At 73.0% G+C, this 20,015-nt stretch carries 19 protein-coding genes; 6 read left to right on the forward strand and 13 right to left on the reverse strand.

The window, feature by feature from the left end; all coding sequences use genetic code 11:
- Positions 1–6: 6 nt before the first annotated feature.
- From ACYP53_RS39815 to ACYP53_RS39825, 3 genes are all read right to left on the reverse strand, one after another.
- Positions 7–621: an FMN reductase gene (locus tag ACYP53_RS39815; RefSeq protein ID WP_459651025.1), complete on the reverse strand. Its 615-nt coding sequence runs from the start codon at positions 619–621 to the stop codon at positions 7–9.
- Entirely contained in the window at positions 618–1,736 is a 1,119-nt protein-coding gene (locus tag ACYP53_RS39820; protein ID WP_459651026.1) for an LLM class flavin-dependent oxidoreductase, read from the reverse strand. Before ACYP53_RS39820 ends, ACYP53_RS39815 begins: the two co-directional genes overlap by 4 nt.
- A gap of 145 nt (positions 1,737–1,881) precedes the next feature.
- A complete protein-coding gene (locus tag ACYP53_RS39825; protein WP_459651027.1) occupies positions 1,882–2,478 on the reverse strand; it encodes a Dps family protein in 597 nt (198 codons plus the stop codon).
- Positions 2,479–2,771: 293 nt separating this feature from the next.
- Between ACYP53_RS39825 and ACYP53_RS39830 the strand changes: the two genes are divergently transcribed.
- The 6 genes from ACYP53_RS39830 to ACYP53_RS39855 all read left to right on the forward strand — a co-directional run bounded on the left by ACYP53_RS39830 (position 2,772) and on the right by ACYP53_RS39855 (position 8,705).
- Positions 2,772–3,959 carry a low temperature requirement protein A gene (locus ACYP53_RS39830; RefSeq protein WP_459651028.1) on the forward strand — a complete coding sequence of 396 codons (1,188 nt, stop codon included), beginning with the start codon at positions 2,772–2,774 and terminating at the stop codon, positions 3,957–3,959.
- A gap of 360 nt (positions 3,960–4,319) precedes the next feature.
- Positions 4,320–6,206, forward strand: a complete 1,887-nt coding sequence (locus ACYP53_RS39835; RefSeq protein ID WP_459651029.1) for an amidohydrolase — start codon at positions 4,320–4,322, stop codon at positions 6,204–6,206.
- A gap of 129 nt (positions 6,207–6,335) precedes the next feature.
- Positions 6,336–6,998: a hydrolase gene (locus tag ACYP53_RS39840; protein WP_459651030.1), complete on the forward strand. Its 663-nt coding sequence runs from the start codon at positions 6,336–6,338 to the stop codon at positions 6,996–6,998.
- 53 nt (positions 6,999–7,051) lie between these two features.
- Entirely contained in the window at positions 7,052–7,576 is a 525-nt protein-coding gene (locus tag ACYP53_RS39845) for a DoxX family protein (RefSeq protein ID WP_459651031.1), read from the forward strand.
- Positions 7,557–8,294 carry a YoaK family protein gene (locus ACYP53_RS39850; protein WP_459651032.1) on the forward strand — a complete coding sequence of 246 codons (738 nt, stop codon included), beginning with the start codon at positions 7,557–7,559 and terminating at the stop codon, positions 8,292–8,294. The genes ACYP53_RS39845 and ACYP53_RS39850 overlap by 20 nt, the downstream gene beginning before the upstream one ends.
- A gap of 135 nt (positions 8,295–8,429) precedes the next feature.
- Positions 8,430–8,705 carry a hypothetical protein gene (locus ACYP53_RS39855; RefSeq protein ID WP_459651033.1) on the forward strand — a complete coding sequence of 92 codons (276 nt, stop codon included), beginning with the start codon at positions 8,430–8,432 and terminating at the stop codon, positions 8,703–8,705.
- A gap of 100 nt (positions 8,706–8,805) precedes the next feature.
- On the opposite strand, the gene ACYP53_RS39860 is transcribed toward ACYP53_RS39855, so the two are convergent.
- From ACYP53_RS39860 to ACYP53_RS39905, 10 genes are all read right to left on the reverse strand, one after another.
- Positions 8,806–9,210 (reverse strand): Orn/Lys/Arg family decarboxylase, encoded by a 405-nt coding sequence (locus ACYP53_RS39860; protein ID WP_459651034.1) that lies wholly within the window; start codon positions 9,208–9,210, stop codon positions 8,806–8,808.
- Entirely contained in the window at positions 9,176–10,852 is a 1,677-nt protein-coding gene (locus tag ACYP53_RS39865; RefSeq protein ID WP_459651035.1) for an ATP-binding cassette domain-containing protein, read from the reverse strand. The genes ACYP53_RS39860 and ACYP53_RS39865 overlap by 35 nt, the downstream gene beginning before the upstream one ends.
- On the reverse strand, positions 10,849–12,636 hold the full coding sequence (locus ACYP53_RS39870) for an ABC transporter ATP-binding protein/permease (protein ID WP_459651036.1): 1,788 nt from the start codon (positions 12,634–12,636) through the stop codon (positions 10,849–10,851). The genes ACYP53_RS39865 and ACYP53_RS39870 overlap by 4 nt, the downstream gene beginning before the upstream one ends.
- Entirely contained in the window at positions 12,633–13,886 is a 1,254-nt protein-coding gene (locus tag ACYP53_RS39875) for a cytochrome d ubiquinol oxidase subunit II (protein WP_459651037.1), read from the reverse strand. The genes ACYP53_RS39870 and ACYP53_RS39875 overlap by 4 nt, the downstream gene beginning before the upstream one ends.
- The gene (locus ACYP53_RS39880; protein ID WP_459651038.1) at positions 13,879–15,243 is read right to left on the reverse strand and encodes a cytochrome ubiquinol oxidase subunit I; all 1,365 of its coding nucleotides are present in this window, start codon (positions 15,241–15,243) and stop codon (positions 13,879–13,881) included. The genes ACYP53_RS39875 and ACYP53_RS39880 overlap by 8 nt, the downstream gene beginning before the upstream one ends.
- A 136-nt stretch (positions 15,244–15,379) precedes the next feature.
- Positions 15,380–15,805, reverse strand: coding sequence for an SsgA family sporulation/cell division regulator (locus tag ACYP53_RS39885; protein ID WP_459651039.1), 426 nt, complete (start codon positions 15,803–15,805; stop codon positions 15,380–15,382).
- Between the two features lie 112 nt (positions 15,806–15,917).
- Positions 15,918–16,910 carry a helix-turn-helix domain-containing protein gene (locus tag ACYP53_RS39890; RefSeq protein WP_459651040.1) on the reverse strand — a complete coding sequence of 331 codons (993 nt, stop codon included), beginning with the start codon at positions 16,908–16,910 and terminating at the stop codon, positions 15,918–15,920.
- A gap of 109 nt (positions 16,911–17,019) precedes the next feature.
- Positions 17,020–17,835: a carbohydrate ABC transporter permease gene (locus ACYP53_RS39895; RefSeq protein ID WP_459651041.1), complete on the reverse strand. Its 816-nt coding sequence runs from the start codon at positions 17,833–17,835 to the stop codon at positions 17,020–17,022.
- Entirely contained in the window at positions 17,832–18,740 is a 909-nt protein-coding gene (locus tag ACYP53_RS39900; RefSeq protein ID WP_459651042.1) for a carbohydrate ABC transporter permease, read from the reverse strand. Before ACYP53_RS39900 ends, ACYP53_RS39895 begins: the two co-directional genes overlap by 4 nt.
- Positions 18,733–19,980, reverse strand: coding sequence for an ABC transporter substrate-binding protein (locus tag ACYP53_RS39905; RefSeq protein WP_459651043.1), 1,248 nt, complete (start codon positions 19,978–19,980; stop codon positions 18,733–18,735). Before ACYP53_RS39905 ends, ACYP53_RS39900 begins: the two co-directional genes overlap by 8 nt.
- Between the last annotated feature and the right edge of the window lie 35 nt (positions 19,981–20,015).

Raw genomic sequence — 20,015 nt, forward strand, 5'->3', positions numbered from 1 at the left:
GTGCGCTCAGTCCAGGCGCAGATCGGAGAGGTGCGACCTGGACCCGGTGAGGTCCTCCCCGGGCCGGAGGCCGGCCGCCCCGGCGGCCAGGACCGAGGCCATCTCCCGGCCCGCCCGGTGGATGCGTGCGGGCAGGTCCTCGGTGTGCGCGTCGCCGGCCGAACCCCAGTCCTCCGACGCCGCGTACACGCCGGTCGGGACGACCACGGTCCGCAGGTAGGCGAAGAGCGGGCGCAGCGCGTGGTCCAGGACGAGGGAGTGGCGGGCGGTGCCTCCGGTCGCTCCGATCAGGACCGGCTTGCCGGCGAGGGCGCCCGGATCGATCAGGTCGAAGAAGGACTTGAACAGTCCGCTGTAGGAGGCGCTGAACACCGGTGTCACGGTGACCAGGCCGTCGGCGCCCGTCACCGCTTCGATCGCGCGGGCCAGCTGCGGTGGGGGGAATCCGGTGACGAGGTGGTTGGCGACGGCGACGGCCAGGGCGCGCAACTCGACGACGTCCACCTCCGTCCCGTGCCCTCGGCCGGCGAGCTCCTCGCGGACCGTGTCGGTGAGACGGTCCGTCAGCAGGCGGGTGGACGAGGGGGCGCTCAGCCCCGCGGACACGGCGACGAGCCTCATGCGGCCACCCCTTCCCCGGAGGCGGCGGAGGCCCCGGAGGCCCCGGAAGCGGCGGCGAGCAGGGACCGGTGGGTCGGCGCCCCGGGTACGTCGGCCGGCCGGCCCTTCGCGAACTCCTCGCGCAGCACCGGGACGACCTCCTCACCCAGCAGGTCGAGCTGCTCCAGGACGGTCTTCAGCGGCAGTCCCGCGTGGTCCATGAGGAACAGCTGGCGCTGGTAGTCACCGGCGTACTCGCGGAACGACAGGGTCTTCTCGACGACCTGCTGCGGTGAGCCGACGGTCAGCGGGGTCTGGTCGGTGAACTCCTCCAGCGAGGGCCCGTGCCCGTACACCGGCGCGACGTCGAAGTACGGCCGGAACTCGCGCACCGCGTCCTGGGAGTTCTTCCGCATGAAGACCTGGCCGCCCAGGCCCACGATCGCCTGCTCCGGCGTGCCGTGCCCGTAGTGGGCGTAGCGCGTCCGGTACAGCTCGACCATGCGCTTGGTGTGGTCGGCGGGCCAGAAGATGTTGTTGTGGAAGAAGCCGTCGCCGTGGAACGCGGCCAGCTCGGCTATCTCGGGGCTGCGGATCGAGCCGTGCCAGACGAAGGGCGGTACGCCGTCCAGCGGGCGCGGGGTGGAGGTGAAGCCCTGCAGCGGGGTGCGGAACTTCCCCTCCCAGTCCACCACCTCCTCGCGCCACATCCGGTGCAGCAGGCCGTAGTGCTCGACGGCGAGGTCGAGGCCCTTGCGGATGTCCTGGCCGAACCACGGGTACACCGGGCCGGTGTTGCCGCGGCCCAGCATCAGGTCGACGCGGCCGTCGGCCAGGTGCTGGAGCATGGCGAAGTCCTCGGCGATCTTCACCGGGTCGCCGGTGGTGATGAGGGTGGTGGCGGTGGAGAGGACCAGCCGGTCCGTCCTGGCCGCGATGTAGCCGAGCATCGTGGTCGGCGAGGACGGCACGAACGGCGGGTTGTGGTGCTCGCCGGTCGCGAAGACGTCGAGGCCGACCTCCTCGGCCTTCAGTGCGATGGCGACCATGGCCTTGACGCGCTCGTGCTCGGTCGGGGTGCGCCCGGTGGTGGGGTCGGGTGTGACGTCTCCGACGCTGAAGATTCCGAACTGCATGGGTTCCTCCGGATGACGGGTGGTTCGGTGGCTCTCGAACGGTAGGAGTCCGCCGCGCGGCCGGGATGACGGTGCGGCCACGGGACGTGGTGGTCCCACGCACCGGGGCCGCGGTTCGGGGCCGCGGCCCGGGCGCGGGCGTGCCTCAGGCGCGGACCAGCGGGGTGTCGACCAGGTGCTCGGCCAGGAACCACGCCTGCCGTTCGCCGGCCCGGATCACCTGGGAGACCAGCAGGTCGTTGGTGCCGTCGTCACCGAGCTCCGCGGTCCGGGCGGCGGCGTCGTGGGCGTCGATGAGGATGGTCTCGTGGGCCGCCAGCAGCCGGGACAGCATGGCGGGCACCTCCTCCACCCCGTCCGGGGGCCGCGGGATCGAGGTGATCTCGGCGACGTGCCGGGGGTCGCCCACCGCCACGCCGCCCAGCGACTGGACGCGTTCGGCGATGGTGTCGATGATTGCGAGCTGTTCGCCCGCGTGCTTGTCCAGGACCAGGTGCAGCTGGTAGAAGGTCGCGCCGCGCATCAGCCAGTGGTGCTTCTTGTAGAGGCCGTAGAGGATCTGGGTGTCCGCGAGGGCCCTGTTCAGGCGCTGGCAGGAGTACATCCGCGTCTCGAAGGACAGGGCGACCGGGAACTGCTTGACGGTCCCGAACTCCTGGATCACCTCGCCCTTCTGGTGCAGCCAGGGCTGGCTGCTGTGGCTGTGGCTGCTGCCGTGGGCGGACGGGGGGTTGGCGGTCATGACGGCCTCCTGGGGTGCCGGGTCGTGCGTACTGCGGCGACGCTAGGCGCCCGGTCGGGGCACCGCTTGACCCGCAGCGCATGCGCCGCTGCCCGCCAGCGCACGGGGGCCGCCGCCCGCCAGCGCACGGGGGCCGCCGCCCGTACCGGGTGTTCGCTCCCGGTCAAGTCCCCGTGCACGGGCGGACTCGGGCCGCTCCCCGGCAGCCCTAGCGTCGCGGGGACCGGCCGCGCCCGGAGCGCCGGCACAACGGCACGCGCCGGCACAACGGCGCCGGCACCACGAGGAGAGCCATGAGGACCAACGAGCGGACGCCCCCGGGCGCCGGGCGCCGCCGCACCATGGTGGGCCGCAACCCCGGCGAGCCGCACCGGTCCGCCACCTCGCTGGAGCTGTTCTTCGACCTGTGCTTCGTCGTCGCGGTGGCGCAGGCCTCCGCGAGCCTGCACGGCGCGCTGACCGGAGGGGACCCGGCCGGCGGTGTGCTGCGCTTCGCGCTGGTCTTCTTCACCATCTGGTGGGCCTGGATGAACTTCACCTGGTTCGCCTCCGCCTACGACCCGGACGGCGTCACCTACCGGCTGACGGTGCTGGTGCAGATCACCGGATCGCTGGTCCTCGCCGCCGGCGTGCGCCGCGCGTTCGAGGACGGGGACCTGTACGTCATCACGCTCGGGTACGTCGTGCTGCGGACGGCGCTGGCCGCCCTGTGGGTGCGTGCCGCACTGTCCGATCCCGCCCGGCGCAGGACCGCACTGCGCTTCGCCGCCGGGGTGACGGCCTGTCAGATCGGCTGGGTGGGGCTGCTCGTCGTCCCGGCGCCGCTGCGGCTGCCGGGCATCGCGGTGATGATTCTGGCCGAGGTGTCCGTTCCGGTGTGGGCGCAGTCCGCCGGGATGACGCCCTGGCACCCGCACCACATCGCCGAGCGCTACGAACAGTTCACCCTCATCGTGCTCGGCGAGTCCGTCGCGGCCGCCACCCTCGCCGTGCGCAGCGCCTTCGACCGGCACCAGGGCACCGGTTCGCTGTACGCGCTGGCGGCCGGCGGCCTGCTGACGGCCTACGCCATGTGGTGGCTGTACTTCGCCCGGTCGGCGCGCACGCTGCTCGCCACGACGCACCGGGCCCACCGCAGGAGGTTCCCCTGGGCCTACGGCCACTACCTGGTCTTCGCCTCGGCGACGGCCGAGGGCGCGGGCCTGGCCGCGTACGCCGATCACCTCACGCGCCACCCCGCGGGCCCGTCGGTCGCCGCCGGCGCCGCGGTCACCGTTCCGGCGGCCGTCTTCCTGGTCGCGGTCTGGACGGTGCACCTGCGGCCGCACCAGAGGAGCACGGCCGAGCGGATCTCGTTCCCCCTCACCGCGGCCGGTGTCCTGGCGGCCGCCGCGTCCCCGGCACCCGCGCTGCTGGCCGGTGTGCTGCTGGCGGGCCTGGTCGTGGTGGTCACGGTACGGGAGCGCGCCGCGCGGCCGTGACACCGCCGACCGCCGGAGGCGACCGTGATCTCCCGCCCACACACCGGAGTCGACCTCGCGACAGGACACGGACAGGGGCAGTACACGGTCGGAACGCAGTCAGTGCACTGCCGGGAAACACGGACACTTCGGCCCGAAATAGCCTGACGGAACAGCAGTCGACGTCCGCTGGGGCCGGGCCCGTGCGCCGCACGGAAGACCGGCCCGGAACGCGGACCGGTTCGGCCCGGGCGCAGTGACCGCGCATTTGCGGGTGAGCCCCCGGCCGCCGCCGTCGACGCACAAGGAAGCCGGTGCAGACGCATTCGGAGCCGTTCATCCCTGGTTCATCGCCGTTCATCCCGAAGGAGGTCGTCGAAGGTGTCCACGATGCCGGTCGGTGGGCTGGTCCCCCGCGCCACCGACAACGCCGCGGACCTGGTGGTCCGCAACGCCAAGATCCACACCGGAGACCCGGTCCGTCCCCAGGCCGGGGCGATCGCCATCCGGGACGGTGTCATCACCGTCGTCGGTGACGACAACGACGTCGCCCCCCACGTCGGTCCGGACACGAAGGTGGTCGACGCCCTCGGCCGCCGGATGGTCCCGGGCCTCAACGACGCACACCTGCACGTCATCCGGGGCGGTCTCAACTACGTACTGGAGTTGCGCTGGGACGGTGTCCCCACCCTGCGCCAGGGCCTGGCCATGCTGCGCGAGCAGGCAGCCCGCACCCCCAAGGGCCAGTGGGTCCGGGTGGTGGGCGGATGGTCGGCCGAACAGTTCGCCGAACGGCGACTGCCGACCGTCGCCGAACTGAACGCCACCGCCCCCGACACCCCGGTGTTCGTCCTGCACCTGTACCAGTCGGCGGTGCTCAACCGGGCGGCCCTCAAGGCCGCCGGATTCACCCGGGACACCCCCGACCCCAAGGGCGGCCAGATCGTACGGGGCCGGGACGGCGAGCCCACCGGGATGCTGCTGGCCGCCCCCAGCGCCCTGATCCTCTACGCGACCCTGGCCAAGGCCCCGGTGCTGGAGGGCGAGGACAGGAAGACCTCCACCCGTCACTTCCTGCGGGAACTGAACAGGTTCGGCCTCACGTCGGCGATCGACGCGGCCGGAGGGTTCCAGAACTTCCCCGACAACTACAGCACGGTCGTCGAACTGGCGAAGGCCGGCCGACTCTCGCTGCGCATCGCCTACCACCTCTTCCCGCAGACCGCCGGGCAGGAGATCGACGACCTCACCCGCTGGATCGAGATGGCCCGCCCCGAGGACGGGGACGAATGGCTCCGCCTCAACGGCGCCGGCGAGAACCTCACCTGGGCGGCCGCGGACTTCGAGAACTTCGCCCAGCCGCGCCCGGACCACCCCCCCTACGAGGCCGAATTCGAGAAGGCCGTACGCCTGCTCATGGAGAACGGCTGGGGATTCCGGCTGCACGCCACCTACGACGAGACCATCCGCCGGGACCTCGCGGTGTTCGAGAAGCTCGCCGCGGAAGGACTCTTCCCGGCCGGCAACCGGTGGCTGTTCGACCACGCGGAGACCGTCTCCGCAGACAGCCTCGACCGCATCGCCGCCCTCGGCGGCGCCATGTCCGTGCAGAACCGGCTGTCCTTCCAGGGCGAGGCGTTCCTGGCCCGCTACGGCCCCGGCGCCGCCGCCGACGCCCCGCCGATCCGGGCCATGCTGGAGCGCGGCCTGACCGTCGGCGCCGGCACCGACGCCACCCGGGTCTCCACCTACAACCCGTGGGTGGCCCTGCACTGGCTCATCACCGGCCGCACCGTCGGCGACCTGGTCCTGCGCCCCCCGCACAACCGGGTCGACCGCCGGACCGCACTGGCGATGTTCACCGAGGCGGGTGCCGCACTGACCGGGGAGGAGCACGTCAAGGGCGTCCTGCGCCCGGGCTTCCTCGGCGACCTGGCCGTCCTGTCCGAGGACTACTTCACCGTGCCCGAGCAGGAGATCGCCCACATCGAGTCCCTGCTGACGGTCGTCGGCGGCCGGATCGTCTACGCGACCGCCGAGTACGAGGGCCTGGACGAGGAACTGCCGCCGGTCAGCCCCGAGTGGAGCCCGGTAGCGCACTTCGGCGGCTACCAGGCCATGCCCGGCACGGGCCTGTCGGGCGCCCGCCAGGCGGAGTTGCTCGGCCAGGCCGTCGCCGAGTCGGAACAGCACCGCCAGTGGCGCGTCCGACGCGGCCAGGCCTCGGAGGCGGCGGGCGAGTTCTTCGACCCCTGCTTCTCCCTCTGACCTCCCGGGCGGGGTCCGGTCACGAGCCGCCCCGTCCGGGACACCGACCGACCCGCGCCACCCGGCGCGCGATCGCCACCGACAGCGGACACCCGTCCGCGATGACGACACACCTGGAAAGGCAGTCCCATGGTCAACATCTCCGCAGTCACCGCGGCCCCCAGCCCCGACCTGCTCACCCCCGACAACTGCGCGGTGCTGTTCATCGACCACCAGCCGCAGATGTTCTTCGGCACCGGCAGCGGAGACCGCACCGCGATCATCAACGCGACCGCCGGCCTGGCGAAGGCCGCCAAGGCCTTCGACGTGCCGGTCGTGCTGAGCACCGTGGCCGCCGAGTCCTTCTCCGGCCCGATCATCCCGCAGCTGTCCGGGGTCTTCCCCGGCCAGAAGGTCGTCGACCGCACCACCATGAACGCCTGGGAGGACGTCGACTTCGTGGAGGCCGTCAAGGCGACCGGCCGCCAGAAGCTCGTCATCGCCGGCCTGTGGACCGAGGTGTGCGTCGTGCTGCCCGTGCTCTCCGCCATCGCCCAGGGCTACGACGTCTACGTGGTGACCGACGCGTCCGGCGGCGTCAGTCCGCAGGCCCACGAACACGCCGTCCAGCGCATGGTCCGGGGCGGCGCCGTCCCGGTGACCTGGGTGCAGGTGCTGCTGGAGCTCCAGCGTGACTGGGCCCGCAGCGAGACCTACACGTCGGTCATGGACATCGTGCAGGAGCACGGCGGTACCTACGGCCTCGGCGTGGTCTACGCCCAGGCCTTCATCGGGGACCACGCCGCCGGCTGATCACATCCCCAGCAGAACGGGGCAAGGACCGAGTCAGGAACAGGCGGGAATCGATGAACGCTGGACTGCTGGTCCTACGGGTGGTGGTGGGACTCCTCATCGCCGGCCACGGGATCCAGAAGGTGAGCTTCCGGCTCGGAGGCCACGGCCTGGCGGGCGGCACCGAGGAGTTCCGCCACGACGGGTTCCGCGGCGGCCGGTTGACCGCGATCGCCGCGGGAGCCGGCCAGATCGGTTCCGGCCTGTTCCTGACCGCCGGACTGCTCACCCCCCTGGCGGCGATGGTGGCCATGGGGGTGATGACCGTCGCGGGCACCGTGAAACGGCCCAACGGCCTGTGGGTGCAGAACGACGGCTATGAGTACCCGCTGGTCCTCGTCGCCGTCGCGGCGGCACTGGCCCTCACCGGGCCCGGCCGGTGGTCGCTCGACCACGCCCTGGGCGTCACGTCCTGGCCGCTGTGGGTCGTCCTGCCCGCGATCGTGCTCGGCCCGGTGAGCGGATTCCTCACCCGCGCCGTACTGCACCGTCCGCCCACCACAACGGAGAGGAAGCGGCATGCGCAGGCTGCTGAATGACGCCGCACGTACGCTCGTACCGACCGGAGAGGACCGCCACGGCCCGCTGCCGCCCCTGATGCTGACCCTGACGGCGGTCACCGGACTGGTCGACGCGGTGAGCTATCTCGCGCTCGGGCACGTCTTCGTCGCCAACATGACGGGCAACGTGGTGTTCATGGGGTTCGCCCTGTCCGGCGCCGCGAAACTGTCCGTGCTCGCCTCGGTCGTCGCACTGGTGGCGTTCCTCGTCGGCGCGTTCACCGGGGGCAGGCTCGGCAGCCGGTTCGCGACGCACCGCGGAGAGCTGCTGAAGACGGCCACCGCCCTGCAGGCCGTGCTGGTCGCGGTCACCGTGGCCGCCGCCGCGCTCACCGACGGCCGGGTCACCACGGGCGTCCAGTACACCCTGATCGTGTTCCTCGGGATCGCCATGGGCCTGCAGAACGCGGTCGCCCGGCGCCTCGCCGTCCCGGACCTCACCACGACCGTACTGACCCTGACCCTGACCGGGCTGGCCGCGGACTCCACCCCGGCCGGCGGCCGGGCGCCGCGCCCCGGCCGCCGCATCCTGTCCGCGCTGGCGATGCTCCTCGGCGCCTTCGCCGGGGCCCAACTGGTGCTGCACGGCCACCTCCTGCTCACCCTGGGCCTGATCCTGCTGCTCCTCGCCCTCGTCGCCGCGGCCACCCACCGCCTCTCGGCCGGCGACCCGGCCTGGACCCGGCCACCGTCCTGACCGTGTGCGCCGGTTCAGCAGTATCTTGCGAGGAACCCCGGGCGTTTGCGCCCGGGAGGAATCGCATCCCTGGCCCGGAGACGCGGAGTGCCGGAGCCAACTGTGTTGTCAGACCGGCGCTGTAGGGTCGGCGACATGAAGCTCGTAACGCGGGTGAAGCTCGTTGCGGAGGCCGGGCAGGCCGACGTGCTGCGTTCCACCCCGCGCACGGTCAACGAGGCCGCGAACTGGGTGTCGGCGGTGGCGTTCGAGCGCGGTGTGCCGCGTGAGTACGAGCTGCGCAAGCACACCTACGCCGAGTTGAAGGCGCGCGGTCTGGGGGCGCAGGCCGCCCAGCACACCATCAAGAAGACCCGCGACGCCTGCACCGCGCTGAAGGCGAACGTCCGCGCCGGGAACCGCGGGGCGTGAGTCACGCGTCCCAGCCACCGCGACATAGGTGGCTCAGACGTGGGAGGCCACGCGGCAGCCAGCCGCGCCCTACCTCCAAGCCCGGTCCTTCAGGGCCGGGTCACGTTGACGCCTCCGGTCGGCGGACGCACTCGACCAGGTAGTCCCCGGTGGCGACGGTGACGCCGTGCGCCTCGCTGCGGAAGCCGGGGAAGGCCCTGTCGAAGGACTCCGGAGCGCGCAGGCAGCGCAGGAGCGGCCCGTCGGGGGCACCGGTCGACTCACCGGGCATCAGCACCGGGATGCCCGGAGGCGTCACCGTGACCATGGCGGCCGCGACCCGGTCGGCGGCCGCGCTCAGGCGTACGCGTTCGGTGCCCCCTCGGATCAGCCGCTGGTAGCAGCGCCGGGGAGGTTCCACCGGCTCGGGGAGCTGCTGGAAGCACAGTCCCGTCCGGCCGGGGCACGTCAACGGCGGTATGCGCCCCGCTTCACCCGAAGGAGGTAGCGCCTGACGGCGTTCCATGGGGTGAGGGGTCCAGCCGCAGGGTGTGGGTGGCGGCGAAGGGCAGCAGGTCGTCGTGCCGGTCCGGCAAGGCGATCACCAGGGCGCTGTCCGGCAGGGCGCGGCGCACACCCGTCAGCATCCGCACCGCCGTACGGTCGTCGAGGCCGGCCGTCGGTTCGTCGAGCAGGAGCACCGCGGGTGCCCGCAGCAGTGCTCTCGCGATCACCAGGCGGCGCCGCTGGCCCTGCGAGAGCGCACCGCCCAGCGGGCCCGTCGGGGTGTCGAGGGGCAGTTGCTCCAGGGCCGCGGCCGCGAGCGCGGCCCGGAGGGCGTCGTCGTCCGCGCCCGGGGCGGCCTGGCGCAGGTTCTCGGCGACGGTCGCGTCGGCGATCCAGTCCTCCGCCTCGACGAGGGTGAGCGCATCGGCGAGCGCACGGGCGGGCAGGGAGTCGACGGGTACGCCGTCGAGCAGCACCGACCGGGGTGCGGTGGGGCGGACGCGTCCCGCCAGTGTCTCCAACAGGGTGCTCTTGCCACTGCCGTTGGGCCCGGTGACCAGGACGACGGCGCCGGGACCGATCGCCGCGGACCAGCGGGTGCGGGCGTCGCCGACGCCCACGGGCACGTGGCGGGCCACCAGGGTCGTTCCCCCGACGCCGGTGGGCGGCGGCGTCGACGCGGCCGGCGGCCCGTCCGGGAGGGCACGGTTCGCCAGATCCTTCAGCCGCAGGGCGGCGTCGGAGGCGAGGCCGTGGTCGCGGAGCACCTGGGGGAGCGTCTCCATCAGCTCGTACGCGGCCGCGACGAGCAGCACCTCGCCGATGGCGTCGGCAGCCGGCTGGGTGAAGGCGGGACCGGACAGCGCCAGGACCAGGACGGTCGTCTGGCCGGCCACGGCGAGCAGCCGCAGGAGCAGCCTGGACCGGCGCATCACCGACTCCGCCTCAGCCTCGGCCCGCCGGGCCCGGCCGACCGCGTCCGCGACCCGGTCGCGGACGGGCCCGACCGCGTCCAGGCAGCGCAGTTCCGCCAGCGCGGAGCGCGCGCTGAGCAGCCCGGTGCGGGCGGCGGCCCACGCTTGTGCCGCTGTCCGCCGGTGGCCGCGGGTCCGTCGTTCGCCGGCCACGGCCGTGGCCGTGGAGAGCGCGAGCAGCAGCAGTTCGGCCGCACCCGACGGCGGACTCGCCGCCGTCAGCAGAGCGACGACGACGGCGGCGGTCAGGCCGATCCCGGCCAGCGGCGGGACGACCCGGGCGGCCGAGCCGCCCACCGCGCCGACGTCGCCGGTGAGCCGGGCCATCAGGGCGCCGTCCCGGTGGTCGCGCAGTTCGCGCGCCGGCACGGTGGTCGCGGCGCGGACCAGCCGTGAGCGCAGCGAGACGGTCGCGCCGAGCAGAGCGCCGTGGCTGACCAGGCGCTCCCCGTAGCGCAGACCGGTGCGGCCCAGGGCGAGCGCGCGGACGGTCCCCGAGGGGTACATCCACGACCAGGTGGTGTTCGCCTGCGCGGTGACCACCGCGCAGGAGGCCAGGAACCAGCCGGACACCCCCAGCAAACCGGCGGCACACAGTTCGGCGGTACCCGCGAGCAGCACGGCGAACAGCAGGTCGCGGCGCGCCCGCCGGTCCGCCGAGGTCCACAGCAGCCCGAACGCGGTCACAGTGCCTCCCTGATGCGGGACACCCGTCCCCGGCTCAACCGCACGACGTCGTCGGCGATGTCGAGCAGCGCCGGGCTGTGCGTCGTCAGCAGCACGGTGCGGGTGCGCGCGAGCGTGCGGACGGCGCCGATGACCCGGGCCTCGCCGTCCGGGTCCAGATGGGCGGTGGGTTCGTCCAGGCACAGCAGCGGGGCGTCGCGCAGCAGGGCCCGGACCAGCACCAGTTGCTGCGTCTGCCCGGAGGACAGGCCCAGGCCCCGCTCCCCGATCCGGGTCGCCAGCCCCCGGGGCAGTGCGGCCAGCAGGTCCTCGAAGCCCAGTGCCGCGAAGGCCGCGGTCAGCTCGTCGTCGTCGGCGTCGCGCCGGGCCAGCAGCAGGTTGTCGCGCAGCGTGCCCGGGAGGAGGTAGGAGGGCTGCCCGGCCCATGCCGTCCCGGCCGGCGAGGCGGGCAGGGCCACGGAACGGACGGAGTGCAGGCACCGCCCGCGGTCCGGTGCGCGCAGACCCGCCGCCACGGAGAGCAGGGTGGTCTTCCCGGCGCCGCTGGGCCCGCCGACGGCCACGACCGCACCCGGTGGCACGGTCAGCGTGACGTCGTCCAGAGCCACGTCGTGGCGGCCCGGGTACCGGACCGTCACCCCCTCCAGGACCACACCGGCCGGGCGCGGCGGGCGCGGCGGGCTCGAAGGGCCGGCGGGCACACGGGCCGCGCGCCCGCCGGCCGGTACGGCCGGTACGGCCGGAGCCCGCTCGATGATCCCCGCGATCAGCTCGGCCGCCGCAGACGCCTCGGCACGGGCGTGGTAGCCGCGTGCGAGCTCCCGGGCGGGCGCGAAGTACGCCGGGGTCAGCACTAGGACGAACAGTGCGGTGCCCAGGCTCATGGTGGACGGGACCACCGGCAGGTCGAGGTACCCGAGCAGGGCGAGCCCGCAGTAGGTGGCGACGACCGCCATCGCCACGGTGATGAGCAGCTCGATCCAGGCGGTCGAGAGGAAGGCCACCCGCAGGACGGCGTTGGTGCGCCCGGCCAGTTCCCGGTCGGCCGCCTCGGTCGCGCGCACCGCTTCCTCACCGGCTCCGAGGCCGATGAGCGTGGGCAGTCCGCGCAGCTGGTCCAGCAGGTGGGTGCTCAGCTGCCGGGTGGAGGTGAGCTGGGCGTGCACGGCGGCGCGGGTACCCATGCCGATCACCTTGAGGTTGAACGGCAGCAGCGGGGTCGCCAGCACCAGCATCAGCGCGACGGCCCAACTGCCGGCGAGGACGGCGGCCAGGACGATGCCGCTTCCCAGCAGCATCGTCCGCCGGGCCGGGACGTACGTCGTCAGCCACGGGCCGAGCCGGCCCACCTCGTTCTCCAGCGCCTCGCCGAGAGCGGCGTCGGGCACCTCCTCCGGTGGCGTGCCCGTGGACGGGAGCGCGGCCAGGAGCAGACGGGCGCGCAGGTGGTCCCGGACGGCGGCCGCCCCGCCGTCGGCGACCCGGTCGGCCGCCGTGAGCAGGACCGCGCGCAGCAGCAGTCCGGCGGCGACCAGGGCCGCACCGGAGAGCACCGGAGCCAGGGCCACACCCCCGTGCGGGGACCGCAGGGCGGCCTGGGCCGCCCGGCCCAGGCCCGCCGCCCACAGCACATGGCCCGCGGCCGCCAGCCCGCGCAGCGTACCGGCTCGCCGGAACGCCGGTTCGGCGGCCGCCGCCCATCGGGCGAGCAGCCCCGCTGCCCGGCGGGCGCCGTCCTCGTCGTCGCGGCCGAGCCGGGCGAGGTGGTCGGGGATGTCGTTCACTTGTCGGCGGCCCGGAGGTCGAAGTCGCCGGCGGCCGCCGAGCGGCGGTCGGACCGGATCCACACGGCGAGCGCGGTCACGGCGAACACGGCGACACCGGCCGGGCCGATCCACACCCGCACGCCGCCGAAGACGTCCTGCGAGACGGCGGCCGCCGCCACGGCCAGGAAGGTCAGGAGTACCCGCCGGACGACGACGACCGCCCACCGGCCGTCACCCGCGGCCGCCGCAGCCGCGGAGCCGGGCGGACCGGCCGGGACGGAGGCGGCCGGTGGCCGGGAGAACTTCCCGCGGAAGATCCACCACGCGTAGACGTTGTAGGCCAGGACGACCGGCATGCACCCGCCGACCCCGATGAGCAGGAACAGCTGCGAGCCGTGCGGGCCGGCGGCCGCGTGCACGGTCAGGTCGGGCGGGACGACGACGGGCGCGGTGGCGGCGACGAGCGCGAGCAGGCCCGCGGCCTCCGCACCGGCCACGGCGGCGAACGGACGCCAGTCGGGTCGGCGCCCGAAGCCGTGCCAGGCGATCGCCGCGCAGACCGCGGCCGCGGCCACCGCGAGGCCGAACAGGGCCGCGCGCAGCGGCTGGTCGAAGCGCAGGGGCTGCGGGTCGGCGAACCGGAGCCCGAATCCCAGGACCAGGCCGGCCGCCGCGACCGCCAGGACCAGCGGTCGGCCCAGCCGGCCCGCCCATGAGTGGGCGGTCCCCGTGGTCTTGTCCTGCAGCCAGGCGGCCCCTGCCAGCAGGTAGAGGGCCACCAGCCCCAGGGCGCACAGCACGCTGTAGGGCGTCAACCAGTCCCAGGCGCCCCCGGTGAACGCCCCGCCGGAGTGGGGCGGCCCGGACAGCACGGCCCCGGCCACGAGGCCCTGGCACACCGTGGCCACCAGCGAGGCGAGCCCGAAGACGAGGCCCCAGCCGCGCCGGTAGCCGGGGACGGCGCTCTGCAGCTCGATGGCGGTGCCGCGCAGCACGACGGCGAGCAGCATGACGACGAGCGGCAGGTAGACGCCGGGCAGCACGGTGGAGTAGACGTCGGGCAGGCCCGCCCACAGCGCGACACCCGCCAGGACGATCCAGCTCTCGTTGGCGTCCCAGGCGGTCGCGATCAGCTCGTTGTACTCCTTGCGCCGCCGGTCGCTGCGGTCGAACAGGCTCAGGATGCCGATGCCCAGGTCGTAGCCGTCGAGCAGGACGTAGGCGCCGAGTGCGAGCAGGACCAGGGCGTATGACGCGTACTCAAGCATGGCTGATCTCCGTGGAGTGGGCGGTGGTGCCCGCGTCGGTCACCAGGTGCTCGGGGCCGGTCCGTACCGTGCGGACGATGTAGCGGATCCACAGCCCGAGCAGCAGCGCGTAGACGGCGACGAAGCCGGTGAGGCTGGCGACCGCCGCGCCGAGGGAGAGGTGGGAGACGGCGTCGCTGGTGCGGATCAGGCCGTAGACGACCCAGGGCTGCCGGCCGGCCTCCGCCGTGATCCAGCCGCCGCTGATGGCCACGACGCCGGCCGGCGTCATCCACACCATCAGCCGCAGGAACCGCCGGGCCGTGTACAGCCTGCCGCGCAGCCGCAGCACCAGTCCGGCGAAGGCCATGGCGAACATCGCCAGGGCGGTGAAGTACATCGCCCGGAAGCCGTAGAAGGCGGCCCACATGTCGGGGCGCTCGTCCTCGGGCGTCTGCAGCAGTCCGGGGACGTGCGCCTGCCCGGACAGGTCCTTGCCGATGACGGCGCCCAGGTGCGGGATCCCGACCTGGACCCTGTTCTCGCCCTTGCCGGTGTCGGGCACCACGAACAGGTTGTAGCCGTTGTTGTCGCTCTTCCAGTTGCCTTCGAAGGCCTCCAGTTTCGCCGGCTGGTGCGCACCCATGAACGCGGCGGTGGCGTCGCCCACGTACAGCTGTACGGGCATCAGGATCGCCAGCACTCCCAGGGCGATGGACAGGGTGCGGCGCGCGAAGGGCAGCGCCCGCCGCTTGACCAGGTACCAGGCGGCGATGCCGCCGATGAACCAGCCGGCGCTGATCAGCACCGCGAGCAGGATGTGCGGGTACCGGTAGGAGAACGCCGGATTGAACAGCACGTGCCACCAGTTGCGCGCCCGGAACTGGCCGTCGACCTCGGTGAAGCCGGCCGGGTCCTGCATCCAGCTGTTGGCGGACAGGATCCAGGTCGTGGATAGCAGGGTGCCGACGACGAGCATCCAGCAGGCGAGCGCCATGGTCCGGGGGCGTACCCGGCCGTCGCCGTAGAGCATGATGCCGATGAACCCGGCCTCCAGGAAGAAGGCCGTGATGACCTCCATACCGATCGTGACACCGAGGATCGGGCCGACCGCGTGGGCGTACCGTCCCCAGTTGAGGCCGAACTCGAAGGTCATGACGGTTCCGGCGACCACGCCGAGGCCGAATCCGACCGCGAATATCTTCTTCCAGAAACGGAACATCTGGAGGTACAGCGGATTCCCGGTCCTGAGGTGGAGCGTGTACGTCACGGCCAGGAAGACGGAGAGTCCGACGGTCAGTGCGGGAAAACTCATGTGGAAGACCGCGGTGACGGCGAACTGCCATCGCGATATCTCCACCACTGCGGGCGATCCCACGGTGTCTCCTCTCGGTCGAACGACTCCTGGGGGCACCGTAGGACCGGTCGGCCGGCGCCCGTTGCCCCTCGGCGCACGGCCCGTGTCCCGACAGCGCAACGCACCGCGGGCCACGGGCCCGCGGGGGCGGACCGGTTCAGTCCCACCGGCCGGTGAGCTCGGCGAGGGCCCGGTCGATGTCGATGTGAAGGCTCTCCGTCCCCGGCGGCACGAGCGCGTTCGTCCGCCGCAGGAACGCCGCGACGGCCGACTCCGCGATGTCGATCAGCGCCGTGCCGGTGGGGGACCTCAGGACGACGCGCACGGAGCGCGGACGGCAGCGGGGCAAGGGTGCCACCAGCACGTCCCCGGTGCCGGCGGGTCCGCGCAGGCCCTCGGTGAGCAGCGAGCGGGCGAACACCCATTCCACCGGGCCGGCCGAGGGCGCGCCCAGGGAGAGGCGGACGGCGTAGGGGTCGGCCGGGTCGTAGCGCAGTTCCGCGGGCAGTGGGGTCGGCGGCTCGTCCGGGACGCTGACGTGCACGGACACCGGGCAGCTGACCGGGGAGGGAGGCTGGATCATTTCATTCCCCAACAAAGACGGTAGGGCCGGATTTCCTTGGTGTGACCCTAAAATCCCGCGGTGCGGGAATATTGTCGCGGAATGCATGGAATGTGGTACGAGAAAGAACCCGCTACAGTGCCGTGCCCCGGGTGCCGCGCCATTCGCGGGGCGCCATCCCGTAGGTGGCCCGGAACGCCCGGCTGAAATGCGCGGCACTGGTGAAACCCCAGCGGTGCGCCACCGCGGCGATCGTGGTGCCGTTCCCGCGCGCCAGCTCGCGCCGGCACTCCTCCAGGCGGCGCCGCTGGATCCACCGGCCGACGGTGGCGTCCTCGTTCTCGAACAGCTTGTGCAGGTAGCGCAGCGATATGTGGTGGGCGCGGGCGATGATCTGCGGGGTCAGCTCGGGGTCCGCGAGATGCCGGTCGATGAACGCCTGGACCCGCAGCAGCAGCGCCCGGTTCCCGCCGGGCGTGTCCGCGCCGGAGCGGCCGAGGATCTCGTCGGCCAGCACGCCGAGCAGGTCCACGACGTTCCGGGCCATCAGCTCGCTGGCACGTGGCGGGTAGGTTCCCACGCCGTCCACGAGCCCGGCCAGGAAGGGCGAGAGCAGACCGCCGAGGGGCGTGTAGGGGCAGAGCGGGAAGCCCGTGACATGAGCCATGTCGGACTCGCTCAGGCCCAGGACGTCTCTCGGCAGGACGAGAGACTTCGTCCGGAAGGACTGGGGGAGGTTCAGCAGGCCGGGACGCGCCATGTCGTAGACGTAGATGTCGCCCGGTCCGAGGAGCGTTTCCCGGCCGCCCTGCTCCAGGCGGGCTACTCCTCTGTCCAGCTGCTTGACGACCACGTACTCGTCTTCGCCGCTCTGCGCGACGTGCCGGCGCGTTCGCAGGACGGACAGGCTGTCGCCGTCCACGGTGACGGCCTGGAGCCGGCCGAGCCGTGTCGCACGGATCGTGCCGGAATACACCTCGTCGGGGACGGTGATGTCCACGGTGCCGAACGTCTGGGACAGGGCGTCGCGCCAGTACTGCCGCCGGTGGTCGACGGGCAGCGAATCGGTGGTGTGGAAGCCGCCGGGGGCGGCGCTTCGTTCCTGGACCAGGGTGTCAGGTGCCATCAGATCCGTCCCTTTTCGACCGGTGCGCCTTCGCGTACACCGTGCCAGGGACCCGGGTGGCGGCACATCGCGTGAATCCGCTAGATCGCAGGTGGGGCCGGGGGCGGCCTCATTCGACGGTGCCGCCGGAGGCGCCGGCGGTGACGTGGCGCTGGGCGACGACGAGCAGGACGGCGGCGGGGACGGAGGCCAGGACCGCGGTGGCCATGATGGCGTTCCACTGGTTCGTGTGGGCGCCGATGTACCGGTAGATGCCCAGGGTGATCGGCCGGACGTCGTCCGTGGTGGTCAGGGTGAGGGCGAAGAGGAAGTCGCTCCAGCTGAAGAGGAAGGTGAAGACGCCCGCCGTGATCAGCGCGTTGCGGCTCATCGGGAGCACCACGGAGCGGAAGACGCGCAGGCTCCCGGCGCCGTCCACCCGCGCGGCCTCGACGACCTCCCCGGGAATGCCCAGCATGAACGCGCGCAGGACGATGATCGCGAAGGGGACCCCGGCGGTGGAGTCGGCGAGGATCAGCCCGGCGTAGGAGTTCAGGAGCCCCAGGTCGACGTAGGCGCCGTAGAGCGCGTCGGCCACCACGATGCCCGGCACCGTCTGGGTGACCAGGATGCCGAAGAGCACGAGGCCGGCTCCGCGGACGCGCGACCGGGCCAGCGCGTAGGCCGCCGGCGCGGCGAGTCCGAGGCTGAGGGCGACGCTGCCGAGGGCCACGATGAGGCTGGTGAGGAGGTTGTGTCCCTGGTCGCGCAGCGCGGTGGCGTACCCGCCGAGGTCGGGGCGGGAGGGGAACCAGCCCCCCCGCAGGATGGTGCCCGCCGGCTGGAGGGAGGCGTTCACCATCCAGTAGACGGGGAACAGCATCAGCGCGACCAGGACGATCCCGACGACGGTGGACACCCGGCCGCGGCCCGGTGCGCGCCTCACCCGGCCTCCTCCCGGACGCCGCGGGCGCGCCGGCCGGCGCGCAGGTACCCGAGCGCGAAGGCGAGCGAGATGAGGACGAGGATGTTGCCCATCGCGGCTCCGCGCCCGAACTCGAGCTGCCGGAAGGACAGTTCGTAGGCCCGGGTGGCGAGGGTCTCGGTGGCGTCGGCCGGTCCTCCGCCCGTCACCACGAGGATGATGTCCACCACCTTGACCGTGTAGACCGCGCCCAGCACCAGCACGACGCCCACCACGGGCCGCAGCAGGGGCCAGGTGACGTGGCGGAACGACCGCACCGGGCCCGCGCCGTCCAGCGCCGCCGCCTCGTACAGGTACGGGGGGATGTCCTGGAGGCCGCCGTACAGGATCGCGGTGTTGAAGGGGATCCCGACCCAGACGTTGACGAGGATCACCGACACCAGCGCCTGCGAGGTGCCGGTGAGCCAGGGGACCCCGGACGACGAGAGGTGCAGGCCGCGCAGCACCGCGTTGACGACCCCGGTGTCGGGGTCGAGCATCCACCTCCACGTCGCCCCGGAGACGACCAGCGGCAGCAGCCACGGCAGCAGCAGCAGCGAGCGCAGGACGCCGCCGAGCGGGAAGCGGCGCCGGAAGAACAGGGCGAGGCCCAGGCCGGCGACGAACTGCCCGCACAGCGAGCCGGCGGTGAACAGGACCGTCGTCAGCAGGGCCCTGGGGAACAGGTCCGAGGACAGGACCTCGGCGTAGTTGCGCAGCCCCACGAACGGCGCGGAACCGGTGTAGAACGTCGTGGCCGTGTACCGCTGGAAGCTCGTCACGACGTTCTTGACGACCGGGTAGCCGAAGAACAGCAGCAGGTACACCGCGGCCGGCGCCAGGAACAGCCACCGGGCCGCCCGCTCCCGGGAGCGCGGGTCAGCCACCGGTCGCGATCCGCTGCGCGTGCCTGAGGGCTTCCTCCGGTGTCTGCTCGCCCGTCAGCGCGGACTGGATCGCGGTGTAGATGCCGGTCGCCGCCTGGGGCCACCGGGCGCCGAGTTCGCCGGTACGGGCCCGGGCCGTCGCCGCGCTCTCGACGAAGACGGCCATCGACGGGACCTGCCGGGCGTACCGGGCGGCCACCTCGGTGCGCGAGGGCACGGTGGAGTGCTGCTGGGCCAGGGTGAGCATGGTCGAGGGGCTGTTCAGGCAGGCGAGCACCCGGGCGGCCTTGTCCTGGCGGGCCTTGGAGGCGTTCTGCGGGACCGTCCACACCTCACCGCCGAGGGGTGTGACGGGGGTCTGTCCCGCCCGGGGGACGGGGACGGGGGCCACCGCCCAGTGCAGGGCCTTGTCCTGGTCCAGGGCGGGGATCCGCCAGGGGCCGTTGATCATCATGGCGGCCCGGCCGGCCGCGAACTGGTCGTGGACGTCGGCCTGGGTCCAGTTCAGCACCGACTTCGACATGGATCCGCTCTTCACCAGGTCGACCCAGAGCTGGAGCGCCTGTGCCGCCTGCGGGGTGTCCAGCTGCTTCTCGTCGCCGCCGTTGGACCACAGGAAGGGCAGGAACTGCCAGGTGCCCTCGAAGGTGGCGTTCGCGTCGAGCGCCAGGCCGTAGCGCCCGGGGCGGGTCAGCCGGGCCGCGGCCGCCTTCAGCTCGTCCCAGGTCCTCGGCACCGCGACACCGGCCTGGGCGAGCATGTCCTCGTTGTAGAAGAGGGCGACCGTGCTGACGTAGGGCGCCAGCCCGTACACCTTCCCGTCGTAGGTGCCGGTCGACAGGATGCCCGGGGCGAAGCCGCCGGAGTCGATGCCGTACCGGTCCAGCGGGGTCAGCGCGCCGGTTTGCGCGATCTGCTGCAGGTCGGGGTTGTCCAGCATCAGCAGGTCGGGGAGGGTCCGTGACGACGCCTGCCGCAGGACCTGGGGGATGAGTGAGGCCCCCGGGACGCTGGTCTGCTCGACCCGCACCCCGGCGGCCCTGCCGCAGTCGGAGAGCGTCCCGGCCCACTGGGTGTGCTCGGGTTCGTCGGTGTAGTAGTCGAGCGCGGTGATGGAGGTGACCTCGCCCGGGGCGGGCCCGGTCGTGCCCCCGCACCCGGCGGCGGTCAGCAGCAGGGCGGTGGTTCCGGCCAGGAGGGCGGTGGTCCGTCGCGCCGGGGGACCGGCCGGTGAGCTCATGCTGGTGCCTTTGCCGAGGGGCGGGACGTCTGCGG

The organism is Kitasatospora sp. Ki12, from assembly GCF_054601375.1.